We start from the raw sequence: 21,189 nt of genomic DNA on the forward strand, positions 1-21,189 counted from the left end.
ATGCAAGAATCCGAAACCATCGAATTCAAAAAGAGCCTCGCCGAACTCAGCGAAGGGCTCAATTCCGTAGCGGCCATCCTCAACAAGCATGGCGGTGGCGAACTTTGGTTTGGCATCAGGAACGACGGCCGCCCCGTCGGCATGGATGTATCGGAAACGACCCTGAGGAAAGTCTCCCAAGCCATCGCCGCCCACATCGAGCCGAAGATCTATCCCGAAGTCTCCACCGTGCTATTGGACGGCAAGTCGTGCATCCGCGTCAGTTTCACCGGCAGCCAGAAACCCTACTATGCCCATGGCCGCGCCTACATGCGCGTCGCCGATGAAGACAGGCAACTCTCCGCCAAGGAAATCGAGTCGATCATCCTCAGGAAAAACCGCAGCACGCGCGGCTGGGACGCGGAGCCGATCCAGGACGATTCCTTCAAACCCGATACCGCGAAACTCCGCGCCTTCGTCCGCAAAGCCGGACTCACCTGGACCAACTCACAGGGAGCGTTGGAAAACCTCGGCCTTTTCGTGGATGGCCGCCACCTCAACGCCGCCTGGGTCTTCTTCGCCAAGCATCCAGCACTCACCCTCCGCTGCGCTGTCTTCGCCACTTCCTCCACCTCGACCATCATCGATCAGCACGATTTCACCGGCGACATCCTCACCCTAATCGAGGAAGCGGAGAAATACGTCCTCAAGAACATCCGCATCGGCATGAGGCTCGAAGGGCTCGTTCGTGTGGACGTGCCCGAGATCGACCGCGAGGCTTTCCGCGAGGCCATCATCAACGCCTTCTGCCACCGCGATTACCGCGATCCCGATGAAGTCCGCATCGCCATCTTCCCGGATCGGGTCGAAGTCCGGAATCCTGGAACCCTCATGGAAGGGGTCTCGCTCAAGACGCTCAAAACCGCCAAAGTCTCCCGCCGCCGCAATCCCCTCATCGCCGATCTCCTCCGCCGCATCCATCTTATCGAAGCCTGGGGCCGCGGCATCCCGTTGATTCTCGAAAAAGCTCCCAACGTCCGCTTCTCGCAGGTCGCCGGCATCTTCATCACCGAATTTCCTAGGCCGCTTGCCGTCGAGAACACGGAGTCCGGACAACTTGCAGGGGCCCCAGTCGAGGCCCCAGTCGAGGCCCCAGTCGATTTAACGGAAACAGAACAGCGGATCCTGTCCGCCCTCAAAAAACAAACCTTGGGCAGCAAGGAACTACTGACCCTGCTCGGCTACGGACAGAAGACAGGAAACTTCAAAGCGGCCATGGACAAGCTCTTTGCCCTGAAACTCATCGAATACACCATCCCCGAAAAACCCAACAGCCGCCTCCAAAAATACCGACTTAACCCCAAAGGCCTCGCCCTTCTTCACTGAAGTCTGCCCCCCTCAAGCCCATGAACGACATCACGCAAGACCTCAAGTGCTACAAGGAATTCGAAGCTCTTTGGGAGCAGTCTGTAGTTCGTGAAATTCACGAATACGTCGGCAAGTCTGTCGAGGGATACCCTCTGGAAAATGACCCCAGAGTATCAAGATTCAGGGAAGCAAGGGAGAGGCTCTGTAAACTCGCATTGCAAGCTGACGCTGTGGTGATCACAGATCACACGCTCCACCAGTTATTTGAAAAGATCCGAAACGAGGCCATCAAATACGAGTTCGGAGAAAACGGTGAAATCGAATCCATCGATTTATTCGAGGATCTTGCGGATAAGTATCATCCCGAACACTATGCCAAATGTTTCGCAATTACCAAGCCGCTCATCACTCTCAATAATGTTCCCGGTGAAGTGGTTGCCTTGGTCAAAGAGACACGTGAAGCATACTGCCTCAGGCTCCCAACCGCATGCATCTCACTATCTCGGAGCTTGGTCGAGAGAGTGATCGTGGACATCGCTATCCGCAGCGGTCGGCTGAGTGAAGAGAACCGTTTGAGCGAAATGGGAATGTGCGATCGAATTTCCCTTCTCCTCGATAAGTCGGTTAGTTCAACAAGTCCGCTGCGACGGGAAATTAACGCATTCATGCGGGCTGCCAGCAACGTGATTCATTCCAACACGGTAGCCGACATGCCCTCAGCGCTCGAACTCTTCCGCGAAGCCCTCCGACTCACCCAAGCCCTCTACGGCCAATACAAGAACCAGTTCAAAAAGTAAGCCGATTCCAAGCACTTCTCACTGCTCACTGATCACTCGGCACTTCTTATCTCTCCATGCTCCACCCTTCCATCCGCCTCGAAGGCTCCATCCTTTCCGCCGACATCCTCGATGCCATCGAGCGGGGCGAGCGGGCGCACCAGTTGCCCAAGGACTTCGGCCTCGATCCCGGTGCCAAGGTCAAGGATGAGATCGCCGATGCCTGGGCCGCCGCCCGCGCCTACTGGGCCGCCTATCAGGTGAAGATCGGCAGGCTCAAGGAAGGAGCCACCGGCACCACCGAGACCCGCAACCAATGGCTTGTCCGCTGCTCCGGACTCCTCGGCTATCAGCTCAACCTCGCCGAATCCGAGACCCTCCAGGGGAAAACCTACCGCATCTCCCACCGCGATCCCGCCCGCGACCAACTTCCCGTCCACCTCATCGGCTGGCACGAATCGCTCGACCGCCGTAGCACCGTGCCCAACGCCCCGCGCATGTCGCCCCACGGGCTGGTCCAGGAATACCTCAACCTCACCGAGCACCTCTACGGCATCGTCTCCAACGGCCGCCTCATCCGCCTGCTCCGGGATTCCTCCCGCCTCGTCAAACTCACCTTCATCGAGTTCGACCTCGAACGCATCTTCACCGAGGAACTCTTCGCGGACTTCGCCCTCTTCTACCGCCTGCTCCACGCCTCCCGCCTGCCCGTCAGACAAGACAACGTCGCCGAGGCTCCGATTGAAATCTACCACCAGGACTCCCTCGACTCCGGCTCCCGCATCCGCGACGGCCTCAGCACCGCCGTCCATCGCGTCATCCTCGATCTCGCCAACGGCCTGCTCAACCACCCGGCCAACGACCGCCTCCGCCAGTTCGCCGCCAACGATCCCAACGGCAGCTTCCCCGGCGACTTCTACGCCCACCTTCTCCGCCTCATCTACCGCCTGCTCTTCCTGATGGTCATCGAGGAACGCGGCCTCGCCCATGTCCCCGGCACCGACAAGCGCCTCCGGGAAATCTACGATCTCGGCTACTCGCTCGCCCGCCTCCGCCGACTCTCGGAAAAACCGCACTTCGCCGAAGCACGCCACAGCGATGCCTGGCTCGCCCTCATCGCTCTCTTCCGCCTCGTGGACGAATCGGGTAGGGGACTCAAGCTCGGCGTCGCCCCGCTCGGCGGCGATCTCTTCAACCGTGGTTCCCTCGGAGTGCTGGAGGATTGCTCGCTCGACAACGCCACTTTCCTCGGTGCCCTCCGCCAGCTCACCCTCTTCACCAATCCCGTCACCCGCCAGCTCATGCGGGTCAACTACGGTGCCCTCAACGTCGAGGAATTCGGCTCCGTCTATCAGGGCCTGCTGGAGTTCGAACCCCGCGTCACCGAAATCGACGGCAAATGCCACTTCGCCTTCGCCCAGGGCGACGAACGCGGAGCCACCGGCTCACACTACACCGAGGACGAACTCGTTCAGCCGCTCATCAAGCACTCCCTCGACCACCTCATCGCGGAAAAGCTCAAACAACCCGATCCCGTCGCCGCACTCCTCTCCCTCCGCGTTGCCGACATCTCCTGCGGCTCCGGCCACATCCTCCTAGCCGCCGCCCGCCGCATCGGCCTGGCCCTCGCCATCGTCCGCACTGGCGATGACCAACCCAGCCCCACCGCCTACCGCGAGGCCGTCCGCGATGTCATCAAAAACTGCATCTACGGCGTCGACCTCAATCCCCTCGCCGTGGAACTCTGCAAGGTCGCCCTCTGGCTGGAAGCCCACGTCCCCGGCGAACCGCTCGGCTTCCTCGACCACCACATCAAATGCGGCAACGCCATTGTCGGCTTCGTCACCCGCGACGAACTCGACAAAGGCATCCCCGACGAAGCCTTCAAAACCCTCCCCGGCGACGACAAGGACATCGCCGCCGCCTTCCGCAAGGTGAACAAAGCCGAGCGCAAGGAACGCGCCAGCGGCCAGAAGCAACTCCCACTCGCCCCCGAGCTTCAGGAAAAACTCGACTCCGTCCTCGCCCGCATGCGCGAGCTATCCGCCCTGCCCGAGCACACCCCCGCCGAGATCGCCGCCAAGAAAAAGCGTTACGCCACCCAATCCCAGGACGCCTACCTGCTCCGCCAGATTGCCGCCATCCCCATTGCCCAGTTCTACCAACCAAAAACCGCCGGCAACAAAGCCAACCTCATCACCGACGCCAGCTTCCGCCACTACCTCGCCGGGCCGCACCCGCAAGGTCAGGCCACTGCCTCCGCCTGGGCACTCGCCGAACGCAAAAAAGCCTTCCACTGGTTCCTCGAATTCCCCGACATCATCGCCAACGGCGGCTTCGACTGCATTCTGGGAAATCCGCCTTATCTCGGCGGTCAAGCCCTCAGCGGCACCTACGGCCATTCCTTCTGCGAATACGTCCGCTGGCAATACGCCCCCACCGGACTCAGCGATCTCGTCGCCTTCTTCCTCCGCCGCATCTTCACCCTTATTCGTCCCAACGGCTTCACCGCCTTCATCACCACCAACTCGATCAAGGACGGTGACGTGCGCAAGGATGGTCTCGAACAGGTTGTAGCCCGAGGTGGAACGATCAACATGGCTGTACGCGGCATCAGATGGCCGGGTGTTGCGAACCTCGTCGTCTCACTTGTTTCGATCCATCGTGGCGACTGGAAAGACACCTGTTTCCTCGACGGCAAACCAGTGGAAATGGTCAACACATACTTTGAGGATTCAGAAGATACCAATGAACCCTCTGGACTGGCCGAAAACGCTAACCAGATGTTCCAGGGATCCATCTTCTCTGGAGACGGCTTTCTTTTGAACCACTCCAACGCAACAGCGATGCTCGCAAATTCTTCAAGACTCTCCGAGGTAGTTTTACCTGTCATCAACGGACAGGAGTTGAATAACAACCCTGACCAGCGCCCCGGGCGTCGAATCATTCAATTTTTCGATTGGCCCCTAGATAAGGCAGAAAGGTATTCAGAGGCATTAGAGCATCTTCGGCAACATGTTAAGCCGTGGCGCGACGCTAATGCGCGCCTTGCAGCGGTGCCTTGGTGGCAGTTCGAGCGACCTCGTTTGGAGGTCTATCGTGGACTCGCTGGGCGGCAACGCTGCTATCTTGCTGCGGCAACGACAAAATACCTGAATTTCAGCGCCTCTCCGGTCGACCGAGTCTATCTAAATACCACCTACATTTTCACCGCCGACCGCTGGGATCACTACGCCGTTGTTCAATCCACCATCCACGAAATCTGGGCACGCAAATACAGCGGTGCGTTGAAACAGGATCTCCGCTACTCCCCGTCAGACTGCTTCGGAACCTTCGCCTTCCCCGCCGGGCAATGGCAGCATCACAACCCGGATCTCGCCGCCATCGGCGAGCGCTACCACGAGCACCGCCGCGACCTCATGCTCCGCCTCTGGCTCGGCCTCACCGACATTTACAACCTCTTCCACGCCCCCGATCTCGACGCCCGCCTCGACAAGCTCTTCCAGAAGCGCGCCAAGACCGGCGATTGGCAAAGCGCCGCAAACGTCCCGCCCGAACACCGCGCCACCGCCGGCAGCCTCACCCCGCCCCAAGCCCACGACGCCATCCTCCACCTCCGCGACCTCCACCGCCAGCTCGACCAAGCCGTCCTCACCGCCTACGCCTGGCACCAACCCGGCCCCGACGGCCCCGCCATCCACCTAGCCCACGACTTCCAACAAGTCGAAACCCTCCCCGAAAACGACCGCACCCGCTACACCATCACCCCCCAAGCCCGCAAAGACCTCCTCACCCGCCTCCTGAAACTCAACCACCAACGAGCCGCCGAAGAAAAGGAACAGGCCACCACGAAGCGCAAGACGGTAGCTGCCAAGCAACAGGTGATCCAACTTCCGACCGACGACCTCGACCTGTTCCGCCCGGCGGCATCTAAACCAGCGAGACTGGCCTTCCCCAAATCCGAACGGCAAAGCCTCACCGGAGAGCCCTTCCTGTTGGTGCTCGTCCACTACTTCATGAATCTGGCTGGCGAGGAAGCCACCGTCCGCAACCTCGACGGTGTCTTCCATCTCCTGCGGAACCGCACGACCCATCGGGACAACATCATCGCGGCCATAGGCACCATAGGCGAGGCATGGTTTAAGGGTTACAATGACGAGCCTCCCAACAAGCTGTTCATCCCCTTCCTCAAAAAGTTGGAGGAACAGAGGTGGATCGAAGTGGACCGCGAGACCGGCCAGCTTCGCCGACTCTCTGCCTTCAAGCAACCGACGCAGCCCCATCCGTGGCAAGAGTTGGACGTTAACATCGCGCTCCAGGTTCTCAAGTCGGAGCCTGAAGTCATCGACATCATCACCGAAACCAGCAAATCCACCCGCGTTTCCTCGGCTTTCGGCATCACCCAATCCGCCTGACACCGCCATGCCCTCGGACCCAGAGCTCATTCCGGATAAAGATTACCTGAAGGTGGTCAACCCGCCACCGGCCCTGTTCTGGTTCAGGGATATCCGTCTCTTCAATCGACTCGACGCCGAAGCTGCCCAAGAGATTCGCCGAATCCCTCTTTCTCGCGGGCTCAACATCGTCTGGGCCAAGCCGTCCGACCCTGACGAGTCTGATCCTGAAGCTCGTGGCCGGGGACACGACGTGGGTAAGACCACGTTCTGTCGCCTCATTCGTTACCTGCTCGGAGAAAAACACTACGGCACCGAGAGCACGCGCCGGGCACTCTCCACCTCAGATAAGCTCGACCGCCCGTGGGTGGTGGGTGAACTGGAGTTGTCGGGCGAGACATGGACCATCGGGCGTCCACTCTACTCTGGAGGACACCCGTTTGCCGTTCGGGGAAAGGGACTCGACGAGGCCATCGCCATGCCGGCGGCGGAACGCTCGAAGCACGAGGAGTTCATCACCCACCTCCAGCAGGAGGCACTGAAGGATTTCCCCGTCCGCAGCTTCGACGCTCAAGAACTGCGCCCGCTCCGTTGGCTCCACCTCCTTCAATGGCTTGCGCGTGATCAGGAGGCGCACCTCTCCAGTCCGTTCCGTTGGCGCGACACCACCTCCCACTCCGAGTCGCCCGATCTTTCCGCACAGGACACCCGGTTTCTCGTCCGCTGCGTTCTCGGTGTCACCGACACCATAGAGCGACGCATCATCGGCGAGCGGGAGCAACTGGAGAAAACAAAGGAACAACTGATCGGGGATATCCGCTTCCATGAGCGCCGGGTCGCAGAGGCCATCGAACTAGCCCGTACCGGTCTGCCCCAAGGGGATCAATTACCAGACATCGCCGAGTCTCTTTTCGTCGATCAGGTCTCCCGCCACGCCGAGCACCTCGTAGAGGCTCGCCGGGCCATCATTGAATCCCAACTCGGTGAGATTGATATCACCACCGTTGAGCGTGAGCTCGAACAGGCAATCGGACGGACGGCGGTCGCACGCGAGCAGCGGGATGCCGAGCAGAAGCTACTTTCAGACGCTCAGGACAGGTGGGAACGGCTGACCGCATCCGACCAAGCTCCAGCCTTGGACGAACTGGAGTCGATTCTCGCGGCACTCAAACCGGATCGCCAGCATTGCGAAGTCCCCACTAACATCGCCCTCTTCAAGTGCCCCATCCTACGTGAACACCGTAGGACGCAGGAACAACCCGGACCTGTTCCGACCGGCATCGAGGAACAGACCGCCCAACTGCGCAATGAGGTAGCCCAAGCGCTCACGGCAAGTCGGGCGAGACTCGCCGCTCTCGACCAGCGCCTCACCAGTGCCGTCACGACCGAATCCGCCGCGCGTAAGGTTCGGGACCAACAGCTTGCTGAGCAACGAGAGTTGCAAGCCAGTCTCAGCGGCCTGTCCCCGGAGATACTAACATGGCGCTTCCGGGCCGAAGATGCCAAACGCAGCCATGACGCGTTGGAAGAGATCCGCAAGCAGATCGACACCATCGAAGATAAGGCGTCGAAACTGAAATCCGCCCAGGATGCCGCACAGAAGGCCGCGAAGGTGATGCAGAAGCAGATCGGCAAGCTGTTTGTCTCGCTGTGCCAGGATCTCAAGGGGGTGAACGTCGATGCCGAACTCAAGTTCACCCGCGACGAAATCAATGCCCGAATCGGGTCCGGCGGCGGAGCCTACAACGCTCTCAGCACCTTACTCTTCGACTACAGCGCCGTCCTTGCCCGCATGCACCGGCTCGGCCACCACCCCGGGTTCCTCATCCACGACAGTCCCCGCGAGTCCGACATGGAACCCAGCCTCTATCGCCCCCTCTTCCGCCTCCTGAAATGCTTCTCAGACTCCGCGCCAGATTCCTTCCAATACATCGTCACCACCACCGAAGAACCTCCCCCGGAGCTCTCCAAAGGCCACGTCGTGACAACCTTGGACGGGTCGACTAAAGAGGGATTTTTGTTCAAAACCCGATTTTAGATCAAGGAGACAGACCCGCATATAGACCTGCCATCTTTCGCTACAAGTGATTCTTCCAATGCACACCTTCGACGATACAGTATTAAAGAGATCCACGCGAGACTGGTTAACCCGGCACAACGCGATGCCTTCGGCATGGAAACTCCCCGAGCAGGAGCTTGAACGCTGGCTCCAAGCGGGGGTTCGAATTTGCGTATTCAACTCACCGGCATGCTTGGTCTCGATCGGTGCAGAGACTCAGATTCCATCACCAAGACTTCAACTGGCACTTGTTGATGCATATAAGATTGATGACTGGGTGGCCGAGCACGGCTTTGCTAGAGAGGAGCTGATCGCGACGATTCTCCACGAAATCGGTCACGCCGTGAACTGCCCCAAGTACCCGATGGGTCTCGGTGAGGAGTTTGGAGCAGACGACTATGCGCGCCACTGCGGCTACGAAGCTCCATTGCGCTCAGCCCTTGAAAAGATTCTCAAGCTTGATCCCAAGCATTGCGAATTGGACGCGTTTCAACAGCGGATTCAAAGGATACACAAAAAGGAACCAATCGAGCTAGCATGGCTATCTCCCGTCTAACCACGTTCACCACATGACCGCACCGCTCCCCTTTTCCGACCGCCCTTTAAAACACGGCGAACTCGACCTTCTCCACCGGGGTCCCTTCGTTCGGAATTTAGCAACAGCCATTTGCCATACCCCAAATGACGCGAGCATTGTCTTCGCCCTCTATGGCCGATGGGGAGAAGGCAAGACCAGTACCCTTGCTCTGCTCGAAGATGAACTAGCGGCAAGAGAAGAGAATGAGGAGTCCACTCCTGTTCTCATACGTTTCAATCCGTGGGTCTTCAGCGGTCGGGAGCAACTGTTCAGCGCGTTCTTCGAAGACATTGGAAACGCCATGAACAACTCTGGTGTGAAAGATGCCGAAGATAAGGCCATGCGGTGGAAGCGGCTCGGAGCCTATTCGAATCTTGTCGGGCAGGGCCTCAACCATGTCGATACTGTCCTCAACGTCTTTGGCGCATCGATTCCCGGTTGGAAGCTGCTCGGCAAGTTCCTGGAACACGCTGGCGAAACGACCGCCCAGGCAGCAGAAGCTGAGCTCGCCGGGACAGATCGGAATCTCAACCAGCTTCGCAAAGAACTTGAGGAAGCACTAATCGAGCTCGAACGCCCGTTCCTCATCATCCTGGACGACCTTGACCGACTGCCGCCCGGCGAACTGGTCGAGATATTCCAGCTTCTCAAATCAGTTGTGGACTTACCAAAGGTGCACTACCTGCTTCTCTGCGATCGCACGAACATCGAGCGAAGTCTTGAGGTGCAGAACCTACGTCGGGATTACCTAGAGAAAATCGTCCAATTCAGCGCGCCTCTACCAGCCGTTCCGGCGAGCGTGTTGCACGGTCTGCTTCTCGGCCAGTTGAAGGCATTGTTCACAGAATTTGCGAAGGACGACGCTCGTCTCAACACGGAGTTTTGGGAGGCACTCGGCGAGGGGGAGCTTCCCCGGCTTTTCTCCACCTTGCGCGACGTGAAGCGATACATCGGCGAACTCCGCCTGGCTCTACCCACATTCTGCGAGGGAGACCACTTCGAGCTTAATCCAGACCACTTCCTAAAGCTCCAGGCACTCCGGCTTCTGGCCCCGGAGATCGTCGACGAGATCTACGCGCACCGTTGGCTCTATGTTTCTACGCGTGCGAGTCAGCTTGTTTGGAGGGACGAGATGCATGAAAGGGCGGCAGACCGAAAGAACTTCGCCGAGGTCGAGCTACCGAAACTGCTCAACGGAAGCAAAGCATCGTCGCTTGACATGATCCTCGCCTCGCTTCTCCGTAGCGGAGGAGTCGACTGGACTGCAGACGAGGCTGCCGCAGAAGGCCGTTTCCTCACCTCGTCACTTTGGTTCGACTGCTACTTCACACTGACGGTTCCCACAGCGACGGTTCGCATGCGGGATTCTGCTGCAATCGAGCGCTGCCTCTCGACTGAACCTGACCGCATCTCGGACGTAATCCAACGTATCGCCTCCCAGAACGGCTATCCCGCGCTCGTTCGTTGCCTGACAACCCGCTTAGCAGCACTGACGCCGGAACACGGGCAGCGAATTCTTGATGCGATGCTCTTGCCCGGTGCGGAGCCTGAAGACCCGGGTTCGAAGCTCTTCGAGCCAGGAATCCATGACTACTTCGCACGATGGATACATCAGATCCGTGACCAGGATCGCGAGGCGCGAATCGTCGAACTCATCCGATCGACCTGCAACCACGCTTTCTTTGCCAGCATCCTCTACTCAGCTGAGAATTCCGATCAGTCGCAAGGCGGCCTGTTCCAAAGCCTGAAGTCCTGTGTCAATGGCGTGGGCAAGGCGACCGCCAAGCTCATCGAGTCCAAGGCGGAAAGCGGCGAGTCGTTGCTTTATAATGGGTTCTGGGAATCTTACGACGTCTGGGCGAAGTGGGGCTCTAAGGCAAAACTTCAAGACTGGATTCGAGAGCAGACCGAAAGTGACATCGGTTTGAGAGACTACCTCCTCGCCCTGGGCGGTTATCGCAAGGCTCACGGCAATGATCGAGACGAATACGAGTATTTCTGGATAAATCATCATCGATTGGAAGCGTTTCCCAGTCTAGCGAGCGGCGAGAAGCGCTGCCGGCAACTGGTCGGTTCCGCATCTTCAAAGGATCGGATGCTGTACGAGAGCGCGGCTGAAGCATTTCACGATCAGGCCGAATACCGCAGAGGAAGCCGAACGTTGCTCCGTAAGTTTCCAGAACTTCGCCAGCTGCGATTTAGAAGCGTACAATACGAGGTCGGCACACCAACCGCGTTTTTCCTAGATCGAACTCTTGATCAAGGCATGCCTGCGCTGGCAGATCATCCTTCTTTGGAAACGAGAATCGAAGATCACTTTAAGCACCTAGGACCCTACATGGTTCCTGCCACTCTGACATGCGATGGTGGACAATCGGAACTTTCGGCTGTGGCTCTATCCGCGAATCCCGATCTCGCCGAGGAAGTTGGTCGTGCTCTCGACCTCCCATACGTTCTCATGATCTTCGATGATGGCCGGGTTTTGGTGATCGGGTTGAACGGCGAGGGTCGCCTCGCTCTCGGTTTGGCCAAAGACCTCATCTACAAGCCCGGGAATTGCTAGAGATTAATCATCACCACTTCAACACCATGTTCACCTGGATCCCCATACACGAAGAAACTGCCAAGCGCCTGCTTGCATTCAAAGACAGCAATCATGAGCTCGTTGAAATTCTCGCCCGGATGAAATCCAGTGGATACACCACGACGAAGATTTCCGACGAAGCTGCGGACGGCAGCAAGTTTCAGCTCAAGGAAATCGACCCGTTCACATTCCTCGCTAACTTCAACCGCGGAACCATCGACAAAAACCGACAAGGCATGTGGGAGAGGCTCAAGGATGAATGGCATTTGGATTCTGATGTGCCGCAGGATTTCGACGGCATCCCGGTCGCAAGTGCCATGAACTCATGGCTCATGCCCTACGCCAAGGACAGAGCCCAGGATCATGTCCCGCTGCTCTGGCGCTTCTTCGCGCACATCATGGGCACGGATCCGGATGCACTCGATGTAGATCTGATGCAGCGTTGCCTCAAGCTTCCAAAGGTCGGTCTCGGAATGCTTAGCATGGGCATGTTCTGGGCGTGTCCGAAGAAGTGGATTGCGACGGATGGAAAGAACCTCGCGTTTGCCAAAACCAAGGGCATAGGTGAGGAACCCAAGACCGCAGCCGATTACTTCCGTTGGCTCCCTAAGATCCGTGAAGCGGTCGGTGGCGATGGCGTGGAATTCTCCCTACAAGCCCATCAATGGGCGCTTGCCAATAAGCCCGGAAATGGGAATGAGTCCAAAAAAGATCCTTGGTGGAAGCAGTTCTTCGATACCGAAGAACAGGGTCATGCGGCATTCGATCTGCTCCACGAGGCATGCCTGGCATTGGGCGTCACGAACACCCAAGGAACCACTGCGCAGAGAGTTTCATTGACCAACGTCAGGGTGGACGGAAAGGAGAGGCTGAGGCTGAGTTGCGGCAATTCGCTTGTGTTTGAAATCACGTCGCCGCCCGCTAATAAGCCGAATTCGGTCTTCATTGCACGGATTAGCGAACAGGACACTTCTCCGGAACCAGAGGGACGTTTCAGCACCCCTTACGCCGGGCAGATGCTTGGACTTTACCGGGTCGATTTGGATGATCTTTTGAAGACGGATTCCGCTTTCCGGAAACTGTTTTTTACAGCGCTTGGAGATGTGGCGGCGACCTACAAGAACATCAAAAAGAGGCATTTCGAGAACGCCCACCGTCCCAGGCTCCTCTATGCGGCCTATCACAAGGAACGGAGGCCTGACATGCTTGCGAACGGGCCAACGAGCGGGCCTGCTGATGAGGAACCCGATCCAAAGCCAGTGCCCACCACCTCTCCGGGCAAACATGAATCCGCGAAAAACCTGATCCTCTACGGCCCGCCGGGGACGGGGAAAACCTATTCGACGATCGACCGGGCGCTCGAAATCATCGACCCGTCGCTGGTGGAATCCACCTGGAACGAAAAGGATGGCCGGGCAAAGCGCAAAGCCCGCTTCGACGAACTCCTCCATGCGAAGCGCATCGGGTTTGTCACCTTCCACCAGAGTTTCAGCTACGAGGACTTCGTGGAAGGTCTCAAGGCCTCGACCGATGAAAACGGACAAGTGAAATACGAGATAGAGGACGGCATTTTCAAGCAGATGTGCAGCACCGCCGCCGCCGCCGTCAGCGGAGCAAGTCGCAGCGGCTCAAGCGGGAACGTGGATCCCGCCGGCCGCACGATCTGGAAAATGTCGCTCGGCAACACCCTGGGAACGGATGCCACCGTTTACGACGAGTGCATCGAGAACGGCTACGTTCTTCTCGGCTGGGGAAAGGGCGTTGACTTCTCCGGTGCCTCAAGCCGGGAGGCCATCAAATCGAAGGTCGAGGCTGAGAAGCCGGAGGGATGGGAATCGGAATACACCGTCACGGCTTGCCACGCCTTCGTGAACACGATGAAGCCCGGGGACTTGATCATCGTCTCGGATGGCAACCACAAGTTCCGTGCGATAGGTGTGGTGAAAGGGGGCTACCGATTGCTGCCTCTTGACGACGAGCGCGGGCACATTTACCAGCAATGCCGCGACGTCGAGTGGATCCGCACCTACGTGCCGCCGCTTCCCAACGACCGGCTGATGACCGTGGCCTTCTCACAGGCAACCCTCTACCGGCTGAAGCCCCCGGCAATCGATCTGGATCTGATGCGCTCCCTTCTCAAGGAGGATGAAGCGGACGCCGGTGATGGGCCGCGCCCATTCGTCCTGATCATAGACGAGATCAACCGTGGCAACATTTCCCGGATCTTCGGCGAGCTGATCACCCTGATCGAAGACAGCAAACGGATCGGGAACGCCGAAGCCCTTTCCGTCAGGCTGCCTTATTCGAAAGAGATCTTCTCCGTGCCCTCCAATCTCCACCTGATAGGCACCATGAACACCACCGACCGTTCCCTGGCACAGGTGGACATCGCTTTGCGCAGGCGCTTCGTTTTCGAGGAACTCATGCCGGATCCTTCCATTCTTTCGATGATCCCGGCAATCGCAGGCATACATGCGGGCGAGATGCTCACGGCCATGAACCGCCGCATCGAGGTTCTCTATGACCGTGAGCACGCCATCGGCCACACTTTCTTCCTCTCCCTCAAAGATGACCCGAGCATGGCTGAAATGGGGCGCATCTTCTCCGGGAGAATCCTGCCCCTGCTGGAGGAGTATTTCTTCGAGGACTGGGAAAAGATCAGGCTGGTGCTGGGCGACCACCGCAAGCCTGCGGAGCTCGCCATGATCAGGCCGAAATACTCCGATGGCGAACTGGAAGCCCTCTTCGGAGCGGAACCGAACCATCCGATCACCACCGTTTACCAACGGAACGAGAGCGCACTGAAGATCCCGGAATCCTACATCGGGATCTACGATCCTGCGGCTTGCAACGGGAAGAACCCATCCGCCCCCATTTCGTGATGCTCACGACCGTGGCCGTCGAGCGGGAGATTTCCATCAGGGAGCATGAAGTCCTGCTCCGTGGCGGATGTCTGTCGATCGAAGGGGCTACCTCCATCGGGGTTGAGGATTGGGATTGGCTGAACGATCTGAGCGCCAGGGTTACGGAGGCACCGGCCTTTTTCCGTCCGGTCTTCCGAGCTGGGATCCGCGGTCTTCAAGCCTGCAATTATGTGGGAACCGTCGAAACACCCGGCGGCACGCGCATCGAGATCCTGCCCAAGTCATTCATCACAGGGGACGATCCGAGGCGAGCTCGCAACATAGTCCTCAAAATGCTCAGCCGTGTCCTGGATCTTAGCACGTATTCCTGGGAGAAGGGATCCTTGGTGGTGATGAACCAGCCCCGTTGCGGCTGATAGAATCACAGTCTTTGCGGGGAGAAGGGATCCTTGGTGGTGATGAACCAGCCCCTGCACGAACACCTGATCGGGATATTCCTCACCGGAGTGGAACGTCTCGTCAAAAAGGGACTCCGAAACAACTACATCCTCAAGGAAGACGACCACCCATTCCTGCGCGGAAGGCTTCGGATCGAAAAGCAGCTCAATCGGCGTCCCGGCTCCAAGCCGGAGTTTCCCATCGAGTATCACGAGTTCATCCCAGACCGCCCGGAGAACCGTCTCATCCACTCGGCCATCCTTGCCGTGGGAAAATGGACGAGGAATCCTGAAGTGGTCTCCTTTTCGTGGCCAGCATTTTTTCTGTTTTATTGATGCCTTTGGCGGGTCTTCGGGGGACTTGGTTGTTGTATTGGTTTCGTAGCGGGTGAGGTGAAATGGAGAGGCTGGAGCGTAGCGGAAGACTAGCAATGGAGCCTCACCCGCTACGCCGCCGCCCCGGTCAGGCGGCTTGGCAGGCTGGCGGTTCGTAAACCGACCACGGTGTGCCGTAGCCGTGAGTCTGGTGCTTCCGGCGGTGGTTGTAGAACTCCATCCAGTCGGCGGTCAGGGCACGGAGTTCGGGGATGGTCCGGTAGCTCCAGAGCCGCAGCTTCTCATACTTGAGGCTGCGCCACAGGCGCTCGATGAACACGTTGTCCATCCAGCGCCCCCGGCCATCCATGCTGATCTGGATTCCATGGCCTTGGAGTTCGGAGATCCAATCCGCCCCTGTGAACTGGCTGCCCTGGTCAGTGTTGAAGATCTTCGGCTTGCGCCCTGTGCTGCGCAGCGCGGCGCGCAGCGTGCGGACACAGAACGCACTGTCCATCGTGTTGCTGATCTCCCAGGCGAGCACGGCGCGGCTGTGCCAGTCCATGACCGCCACCAGGTAGGCGTGGCCTTTTTCCATGGGGATGTAGGTGATGTCGGCGCACCACACTTCATCAACGGTGCTGATGTCCCGGTTGCGCAACAGGTAGGGGAAGATCCTGTGCCCCTTTGCAGGGACACTCGTCGAGGGCTTCGGCACCAGGGCTTCGAGACCCATGATGCGCATCAGTCGCCGGATGCGCTTGCGACCGAGGAAATAGCCGTGATCCTTGAGGTTTTCGCGGAAGTTCCGCTGTCCGTAAAACGGGCATTCCATATGGAGGTTGTCCATGATGGCCATGATCCTGAGGTCTTCTTCGCTGGTCTTGGTGGGGCGTGCTGCGAGCCGGTTGCGGTTGATCCCCAGGAGCTTCGCCTGCCTGCGGATCGAGAGTTTCCTGTCGCTGGGATCGATCATGGCCTTTCGCTCAGATCGATTCCCAGCTGCTCGCACTTTTTTTCGAGGAACTCCTTCTCGATGAGCAGTTGGCCGATCTTTCGCTCCAGATGCGAAGTCCGGCGCTCCTGCTTCTCGGCGCTTTGGTCCGCCGCGTTCTTGCGCTCGAAGATCGAGGCCATGTGGTCTTCGAGATCCTTCTTCCAGGTGCTGACCTGTGAAGGGGCGATGTCGTTCTCCTGGGCGATCTGCTGGATGCTCTTCTCGCCCTTGAGCGCCTCGGTGGCGACGCGGGCCTTGAACTCGGCGGTGAGGTGTCTTCTCTTTCGTTTCATTGGTCTGATTTCGGGGTAATTCGCCCCTCTCAGACCAGTCAAAGTTTCAATAAACCGCTGGCTCCGTTTTCCGGGGCCACTTCATCCCAACAACCAACGCCGTGCCCGAACCTTGCGATTCGTCTTCTCCGAAATCCCGGAAAGCGCCGATCACCGGAGAGACCTTCAACACTGGAGCCCCGACCGCGCCCTGATCGACTACCGGGGGCTGAAGCCTTGGTGTGAACTCATCTTGAGCCGGAAATCCCCTCTCTTCATGGCCGGCACGTTCAGCGGACTCTCGTTCCTTTTCCCCATGGAGCAGCTATTCGAGCGCTACGTGGCAAGCGTGCTCCGGAATATGTTGGAACCCGGATTCCGGGTGGTCGCCCAGGCTTCGCGTCACTCGTTGGCAACCCATCTGGGAGCGGATTGGTTCCGCCTCAAGCCCGATCTGATCATCGAACGCGGCGATGGTTCGTGTTGCTCCGTCCTGGACACCAAGTGGAAGCACATCGATGAAAACAGGGGCACGTCCACAGAGAAATATGGGCTCAGCCAGTCAGACTTCTACCAGATGGCCGCATACGGCGAGCGCTACCTGCAGGGAACCGGCGACATGTTCCTGATCTATCCACGGTCTCCGCGATTCACCCGCCACTTGCCACCCTTCGGGCTGTCATCTGATCTCAGGCTTTGGGTCGTGCCATTCGACTTGGAGAGCGATGTCCTCGGATTGCCTGAGACATCTTCATCCGGAATCACTCACGGCATAGCCTGCTGAAAGGCTCTCAACACGTCGTGATTCCGCGAACGGCATGCGAGACTATGAGCAAAGAGGACAATATCTCTTTTCGCGCTGAACCGAAAAAATTGCCGCGTTCCCGAACGTTTTGCCTGTTCGCGGCTATCACCAGGCGCAGTCGTCGATCAGGTTCCAGTTTTCCGTCTCGAAGATCTAACTTTCGCACTCTTTCCACCGATGTTCGCACTCCCTCCTGGAAGGAGTAACTGCCAGGGTTCCAATCCGTGGCCATTGGCCAGACGATCCAAGGTCGATAGGCGCAAGTCCCTTTTCCGCCCTGCCTCTACAGCTTGGTAGTATTTGTAGGAAATACCCGATTTCTCAGCAAATTCCTCCTGAGTCAGCCCACTCTCGATCCGCAACGCCTTGAGGCGCCCGAGCAATCGTTGAACCGTTTCAGTCTCCATTTCAGGGCTAGCATACCCGCTGGATTTCCTCCTTTACACCTCACCTTCGGTAGTGCTTGTGTTTACGTATTCTTCCCACCTGGCTCGGATCAATTCCCACCGCCCCTCTCCTAAATCCATGATCACCTTCCCTTGCCCCCAATGCGCAATCCACATCACCGCAGAGCCGGAACATGCGGGCTGCGAAGCAAACTGCCCCAAATGCGACCAGGCTCTGGTTGTGCCGAAAACCTCCGATAAGGTTGAAACTGTGGCGAAAAGGCCTGATAGCCCTCCCCTGCTCCCAAACCTGCTTTTTACGGCAAAGAACAAGGCCATTCATTTATCACATAAACTACATCCTCTGCATAAATGGATTACATTCCACTCTGCCCAAATTATTCAACAGACAAGCAAATATGGAAAAATTAAAATTAAGCGAGCAATAAATCAAAACAAGTATTTACTAGCGCTGTATCTGCTAGCGATTGCGGTAATTTTAATTTATTCGCCCATTGGCAAAAATTCATCAGAGAATATTTCAAGCGAGGAAGCCATCGAAGGAAACGAACAGGAAAGCACAATCAGCGAAGTTTTCTTGGAAGAATACAAAGAGGCTGGCCCAACAGGATATGGAAGCTCCAAGATAACGATAAAACTTTACGATTTCAGGAGTTCCGGAATAGTTATGATAAAAAGCGAGATAATATACTACCTTGGGTACGGCAATCCAGACTCGACAAAATTTGCTGAGACAGCTTCATATCGCGTTCAAGGAAACCATTTGAGAATAAGCCATAGAAACGGCGACACTACAATATTTCAGATGGAGCCGAATGGAGACCTGATATCGAACGCTACCGGAAGCCGGATGCAGCGCCAATAGATGCGGTGGATTTACAGTGTCGGCATTCGTCTGCCAATCGGTGTCGTGCAGGCGGCGTCCTAGCTGTCAACCAGGCAGAGAATGTGCGCCGGAGTGCGGAAGGGGCGGGCGGTCTCAGCGACTACGAGACGGAGCTCCTGCCATCGAAGCACTTCCGGGTTGAATCCGACAACAAAGGCGGCGTCTTGGGAGCAAAAAAGAGGATGTCCTCCACCGGAAGTCCGGTGGAGGAATATTCAAACAGATGCTAGGGATCAGGCTGCGGCCGATGCCTGCTCGGCTTTGTATTTCAACTTACTCCTGGTGCACATTACCACTGCCTGCGTTGAGCGGTTGAGTATTTCCCTGTCGTAGACCCGGTGCTAGGTTCCCTCCATGTGCAACGCCTATTTCGTCGAGCCGAAGAAGGATGCTGTGGGTCGTGACCGTGCAGTCGCCAAAGTCCGTTGAGCGATTGAGGTTTGCACTGATCCGACCCACGGTTGCAAGTCTGGTGTTGCTGGAGGATGGGCTTGGTTATCATGCGCTGGAGGACGACCACAGTTCCGGGGATGAGTGGTTTTGGATCCTGAAATTTCCGCACCTGAATCGAAAGGACGGCGAGTTATCGCTGATTCAGGGAATTTTAATACCGGCAAGTCGTTGAAAATGAATATCTGAAAATCCATGGCCGGTTTTGGGTAATCAAATTCCTAGGCGCTGGCGGATTTTCTGTTAAATCCGATGTGTGTTTTTCAATCCCCGTCGGTTTTCTTTGCGTTTGCTTTCGTCGGCCATGATGGCTGCGGTTGTGCTCTGCTTGCAATTCTTGCCTGGGACAATCTCCGCCAAAGAAGGCGTTGATGCGCGGGACATCGGAACGGCGTTTGTAGCAAAGGTGGTCGAAATTACCCCGGCAGCCGGTGCCAGCGAGATTGCGGTTCAATGGGATTTCACGAACAAATGGGACATGCCGCTGATGGTCGAGCGCTTTGAGGAATCATGCGGCTGCCTTGGCGGTGTGACCGACCAGAAGGAAGTCGCTCCCGGCAAGACCGGCCATATCCGTGCCAATTTCATTCCCGGCGGGTATCGCGGGAAGATCCGCAAGTCGCTCCATGTTCGCTTCGTTGGCTTCGACAAGCCGGTGGAATTGGTGGCCGAGGTCACGATCCCTTCGTCGGTGGAGCTTTCCTCCCAGGAACTCGTCTGGAATGGCTCTGCAGATACATCGTCCAAGACGGTTGATGTCAAAGCGGGCACGGATGCCGATTTCACCATCACCGGGCTGGCAGGGGTGGCCGAGGGGATGTTCTTGGTCAAACAGGAAATCGTGACCCCGGGTCGCCACTACCGCGTCACGATCACCCCAACAAAGGCCGCCGGTTCCGATGTCCAATGCCTCCAGATTCGCACCGATAGCGCCGACCTGCGTGACCGTGTCGTCGCTGTCTTCCTCCGCTGCGGGCCATCACCCGCCGGGCAGCCTCCTGCTTCAACCTCTCCCGAACCATGAAACCATCAGCCCTGCCAGGTTCCAGCCCGCACCGCAGCCGTCCCTGGCTATGGCTCAGCGTGGTCTTGGCCATCGTGTGCGGGGGCGTAGGTGCAATTTGGTTCGCGAGCCGGACTCCCGACCTCGAGCCACTTGCAGTGGCGATCAAATCCCTGCCGCGAGCCGTGCCGGTTCCAGATATGCAGGAACCGGCGGAGGATTTCGGCACCTTCCTCCATGTTCTCCGGACCGGCGGAAACGAGGTGACCAAGCCCGTCGCCATCGCATGGCTGGACAAGGTTGCCAGGGAAAACATCGCGCTCACCAAAAGCGAACGCGAGGGGGTGATGGGGATGATCCGCAGCGGCGGCCACCAGTCATGGGAGTCCGGTTACCGCCTTCACCTGTTCAATTCGGCGTTCAATGCCATGCAGCTCCGCCACCCATTCGGGGAATTTACGGAGGAACTGCTGCGCCTCGCCACGCGCGACCCGAACCGCACGATGCGCCTCTACGCCTTGCAGCACCTGAACCTCCAGAGGCGCACCGGTCGCTTGCCTGATGGAGCGCTTGCGGACGAGGTTCTCGCGGCCGTGCGCGGCATGTCGTCCGACAACGGGGTTGCAGGCTACGTGATCGAAATTCTCGCCACATGGGACGGGGGTGAGGATGCCGAACCCACACCGGAGATCCTGCGCATTGCTCTTTCCACCGCCGCAGACCCGTCCTTTCCAACGGATGTCCGTGTCACCGCGATACACGCCGCCGGATCAGCGAGTGTGCCGCTGGCCAGAACCATCGCAACAGATGCGGGGGAACACACCATGCTGCGCAAGGCCGCGATCGCCCTGATCGGCAGGTATGGCTCGCCCGCCGACCTCGGGTTCTTGGAAACCATCCGCTCCGAGAGCGCCCGGCTTGCCCAAGCCGCCGAACCCGCCATCGCCCGCCTCCGCGAACGCCCGGACGGGCGCGGGGAACCCATCCCTTACCAGTAAAAGACTCGCCAACCAATC

Annotated in this window: 16 protein-coding genes; 13 read left to right on the forward strand and 3 right to left on the reverse strand. The window is 58.0% G+C overall.

Annotated elements, in window-relative coordinates:
- The 9 genes from HZ994_02390 to HZ994_02430 are packed head-to-tail and all read left to right on the forward strand — an operon-like array spanning position 1 to position 15,374.
- On the forward strand, positions 1 to 1,365 hold the full coding sequence (locus tag HZ994_02390) for a putative DNA binding domain-containing protein (GenBank protein QTN31224.1): 1,365 nt from the start codon (positions 1 to 3) through the stop codon (positions 1,363 to 1,365).
- Between the two features lie 20 nt (positions 1,366 to 1,385).
- Positions 1,386 to 2,144: a hypothetical protein gene (locus tag HZ994_02395; GenBank protein QTN31225.1), complete on the forward strand. Its 759-nt coding sequence runs from the start codon at positions 1,386 to 1,388 to the stop codon at positions 2,142 to 2,144.
- 56 nt (positions 2,145 to 2,200) lie between these two features.
- Positions 2,201 to 6,538: a restriction endonuclease gene (locus HZ994_02400; GenBank protein ID QTN31226.1), complete on the forward strand. Its 4,338-nt coding sequence runs from the start codon at positions 2,201 to 2,203 to the stop codon at positions 6,536 to 6,538.
- Between the two features lie 7 nt (positions 6,539 to 6,545).
- Entirely contained in the window at positions 6,546 to 8,555 is a 2,010-nt protein-coding gene (locus tag HZ994_02405; GenBank protein ID QTN31227.1) for a hypothetical protein, read from the forward strand.
- A 58-nt stretch (positions 8,556 to 8,613) separates the two neighbouring features.
- Complete coding sequence (locus HZ994_02410; GenBank protein QTN31228.1) at positions 8,614 to 9,132, forward strand: hypothetical protein; 519 nt, start codon at positions 8,614 to 8,616, stop codon at positions 9,130 to 9,132.
- A gap of 13 nt (positions 9,133 to 9,145) precedes the next feature.
- Positions 9,146 to 11,716: a hypothetical protein gene (locus HZ994_02415; protein ID QTN31229.1), complete on the forward strand. Its 2,571-nt coding sequence runs from the start codon at positions 9,146 to 9,148 to the stop codon at positions 11,714 to 11,716.
- A gap of 26 nt (positions 11,717 to 11,742) precedes the next feature.
- The gene (locus HZ994_02420; protein ID QTN31230.1) at positions 11,743 to 14,619 is read left to right on the forward strand and encodes an AAA family ATPase; all 2,877 of its coding nucleotides are present in this window, start codon (positions 11,743 to 11,745) and stop codon (positions 14,617 to 14,619) included.
- Positions 14,619 to 15,017: a hypothetical protein gene (locus HZ994_02425; GenBank protein ID QTN31231.1), complete on the forward strand. Its 399-nt coding sequence runs from the start codon at positions 14,619 to 14,621 to the stop codon at positions 15,015 to 15,017. Before HZ994_02420 ends, HZ994_02425 begins: the two co-directional genes overlap by 1 nt.
- 42 nt (positions 15,018 to 15,059) lie before the next feature.
- Positions 15,060 to 15,374 carry a hypothetical protein gene (locus HZ994_02430; GenBank protein QTN31232.1) on the forward strand — a complete coding sequence of 105 codons (315 nt, stop codon included), beginning with the start codon at positions 15,060 to 15,062 and terminating at the stop codon, positions 15,372 to 15,374.
- A gap of 127 nt (positions 15,375 to 15,501) precedes the next feature.
- Here HZ994_02430 and HZ994_02435 read toward each other — a convergent pair whose 3' ends face one another.
- Both HZ994_02435 and HZ994_02440 read right to left on the reverse strand, forming a co-directional pair.
- The gene (locus HZ994_02435; protein ID QTN31233.1) at positions 15,502 to 16,365 is read right to left on the reverse strand and encodes an IS3 family transposase; all 864 of its coding nucleotides are present in this window, start codon (positions 16,363 to 16,365) and stop codon (positions 15,502 to 15,504) included.
- Positions 16,326 to 16,643, reverse strand: coding sequence for a transposase (locus tag HZ994_02440; protein ID QTN31234.1), 318 nt, complete (start codon positions 16,641 to 16,643; stop codon positions 16,326 to 16,328). The genes HZ994_02435 and HZ994_02440 overlap by 40 nt, the downstream gene beginning before the upstream one ends.
- 112 nt (positions 16,644 to 16,755) lie before the next feature.
- Here HZ994_02440 and HZ994_02445 point away from each other — a divergent pair, with 112 nt between their 5' ends.
- Positions 16,756 to 17,406 (forward strand): hypothetical protein, encoded by a 651-nt coding sequence (locus tag HZ994_02445; protein ID QTN31235.1) that lies wholly within the window; start codon positions 16,756 to 16,758, stop codon positions 17,404 to 17,406.
- A gap of 146 nt (positions 17,407 to 17,552) precedes the next feature.
- Here HZ994_02445 and HZ994_02450 read toward each other — a convergent pair whose 3' ends face one another.
- Complete coding sequence (locus HZ994_02450) at positions 17,553 to 17,834, reverse strand: helix-turn-helix transcriptional regulator (protein QTN31236.1); 282 nt, start codon at positions 17,832 to 17,834, stop codon at positions 17,553 to 17,555.
- Positions 17,835 to 17,952: 118 nt separating this feature from the next.
- Between HZ994_02450 and HZ994_02455 the strand changes: the two genes are divergently transcribed.
- The 3 genes from HZ994_02455 (at position 17,953) to HZ994_02465 (ending at position 21,171) form a co-directional block, all read left to right on the forward strand.
- The gene (locus HZ994_02455) at positions 17,953 to 18,699 is read left to right on the forward strand and encodes a hypothetical protein (GenBank protein ID QTN31237.1); all 747 of its coding nucleotides are present in this window, start codon (positions 17,953 to 17,955) and stop codon (positions 18,697 to 18,699) included.
- A gap of 808 nt (positions 18,700 to 19,507) precedes the next feature.
- Positions 19,508 to 20,194 (forward strand): DUF1573 domain-containing protein, encoded by a 687-nt coding sequence (locus HZ994_02460; protein QTN31238.1) that lies wholly within the window; start codon positions 19,508 to 19,510, stop codon positions 20,192 to 20,194.
- Positions 20,191 to 21,171, forward strand: a complete 981-nt coding sequence (locus HZ994_02465; GenBank protein ID QTN31239.1) for a hypothetical protein — start codon at positions 20,191 to 20,193, stop codon at positions 21,169 to 21,171. The genes HZ994_02460 and HZ994_02465 overlap by 4 nt, the downstream gene beginning before the upstream one ends.
- Positions 21,172 to 21,189 lie beyond the last annotated feature (18 nt).

The sequence above is a fragment of the Akkermansiaceae bacterium genome (assembly GCA_017798145.1).
Classification (GTDB): Bacteria; Verrucomicrobiota; Verrucomicrobiia; order Verrucomicrobiales; family Akkermansiaceae; genus Luteolibacter.

Coding starts and splice junctions, on each gene's coding strand:
- HZ994_02430 (QTN31232.1), top strand. CDS start 15,060: ATGAACCAGCCCCTGCACGAACACCTGATCGGGATATTCCTCACCGGA.
- HZ994_02390 (QTN31224.1), top strand. CDS start 1: ATGCAAGAATCCGAAACCATCGAATTCAAAAAGAGCCTCGCCGAACTC.
- HZ994_02455 (QTN31237.1), top strand. CDS start 17,953: ATGATCACCTTCCCTTGCCCCCAATGCGCAATCCACATCACCGCAGAG.
- HZ994_02395 (QTN31225.1), top strand. CDS start 1,386: ATGAACGACATCACGCAAGACCTCAAGTGCTACAAGGAATTCGAAGCT.
- HZ994_02440 (QTN31234.1), bottom strand. CDS start 16,643: ATGAAACGAAAGAGAAGACACCTCACCGCCGAGTTCAAGGCCCGCGTC.
- HZ994_02405 (QTN31227.1), top strand. CDS start 6,546: ATGCCCTCGGACCCAGAGCTCATTCCGGATAAAGATTACCTGAAGGTG.
- HZ994_02400 (QTN31226.1), top strand. CDS start 2,201: ATGCTCCACCCTTCCATCCGCCTCGAAGGCTCCATCCTTTCCGCCGAC.
- HZ994_02465 (QTN31239.1), top strand. CDS start 20,191: ATGAAACCATCAGCCCTGCCAGGTTCCAGCCCGCACCGCAGCCGTCCC.
- HZ994_02415 (QTN31229.1), top strand. CDS start 9,146: ATGACCGCACCGCTCCCCTTTTCCGACCGCCCTTTAAAACACGGCGAA.
- HZ994_02420 (QTN31230.1), top strand. CDS start 11,743: ATGTTCACCTGGATCCCCATACACGAAGAAACTGCCAAGCGCCTGCTT.
- HZ994_02450 (QTN31236.1), bottom strand. CDS start 17,834: ATGGAGACTGAAACGGTTCAACGATTGCTCGGGCGCCTCAAGGCGTTG.
- HZ994_02425 (QTN31231.1), top strand. CDS start 14,619: ATGCTCACGACCGTGGCCGTCGAGCGGGAGATTTCCATCAGGGAGCAT.
- HZ994_02410 (QTN31228.1), top strand. CDS start 8,614: ATGCACACCTTCGACGATACAGTATTAAAGAGATCCACGCGAGACTGG.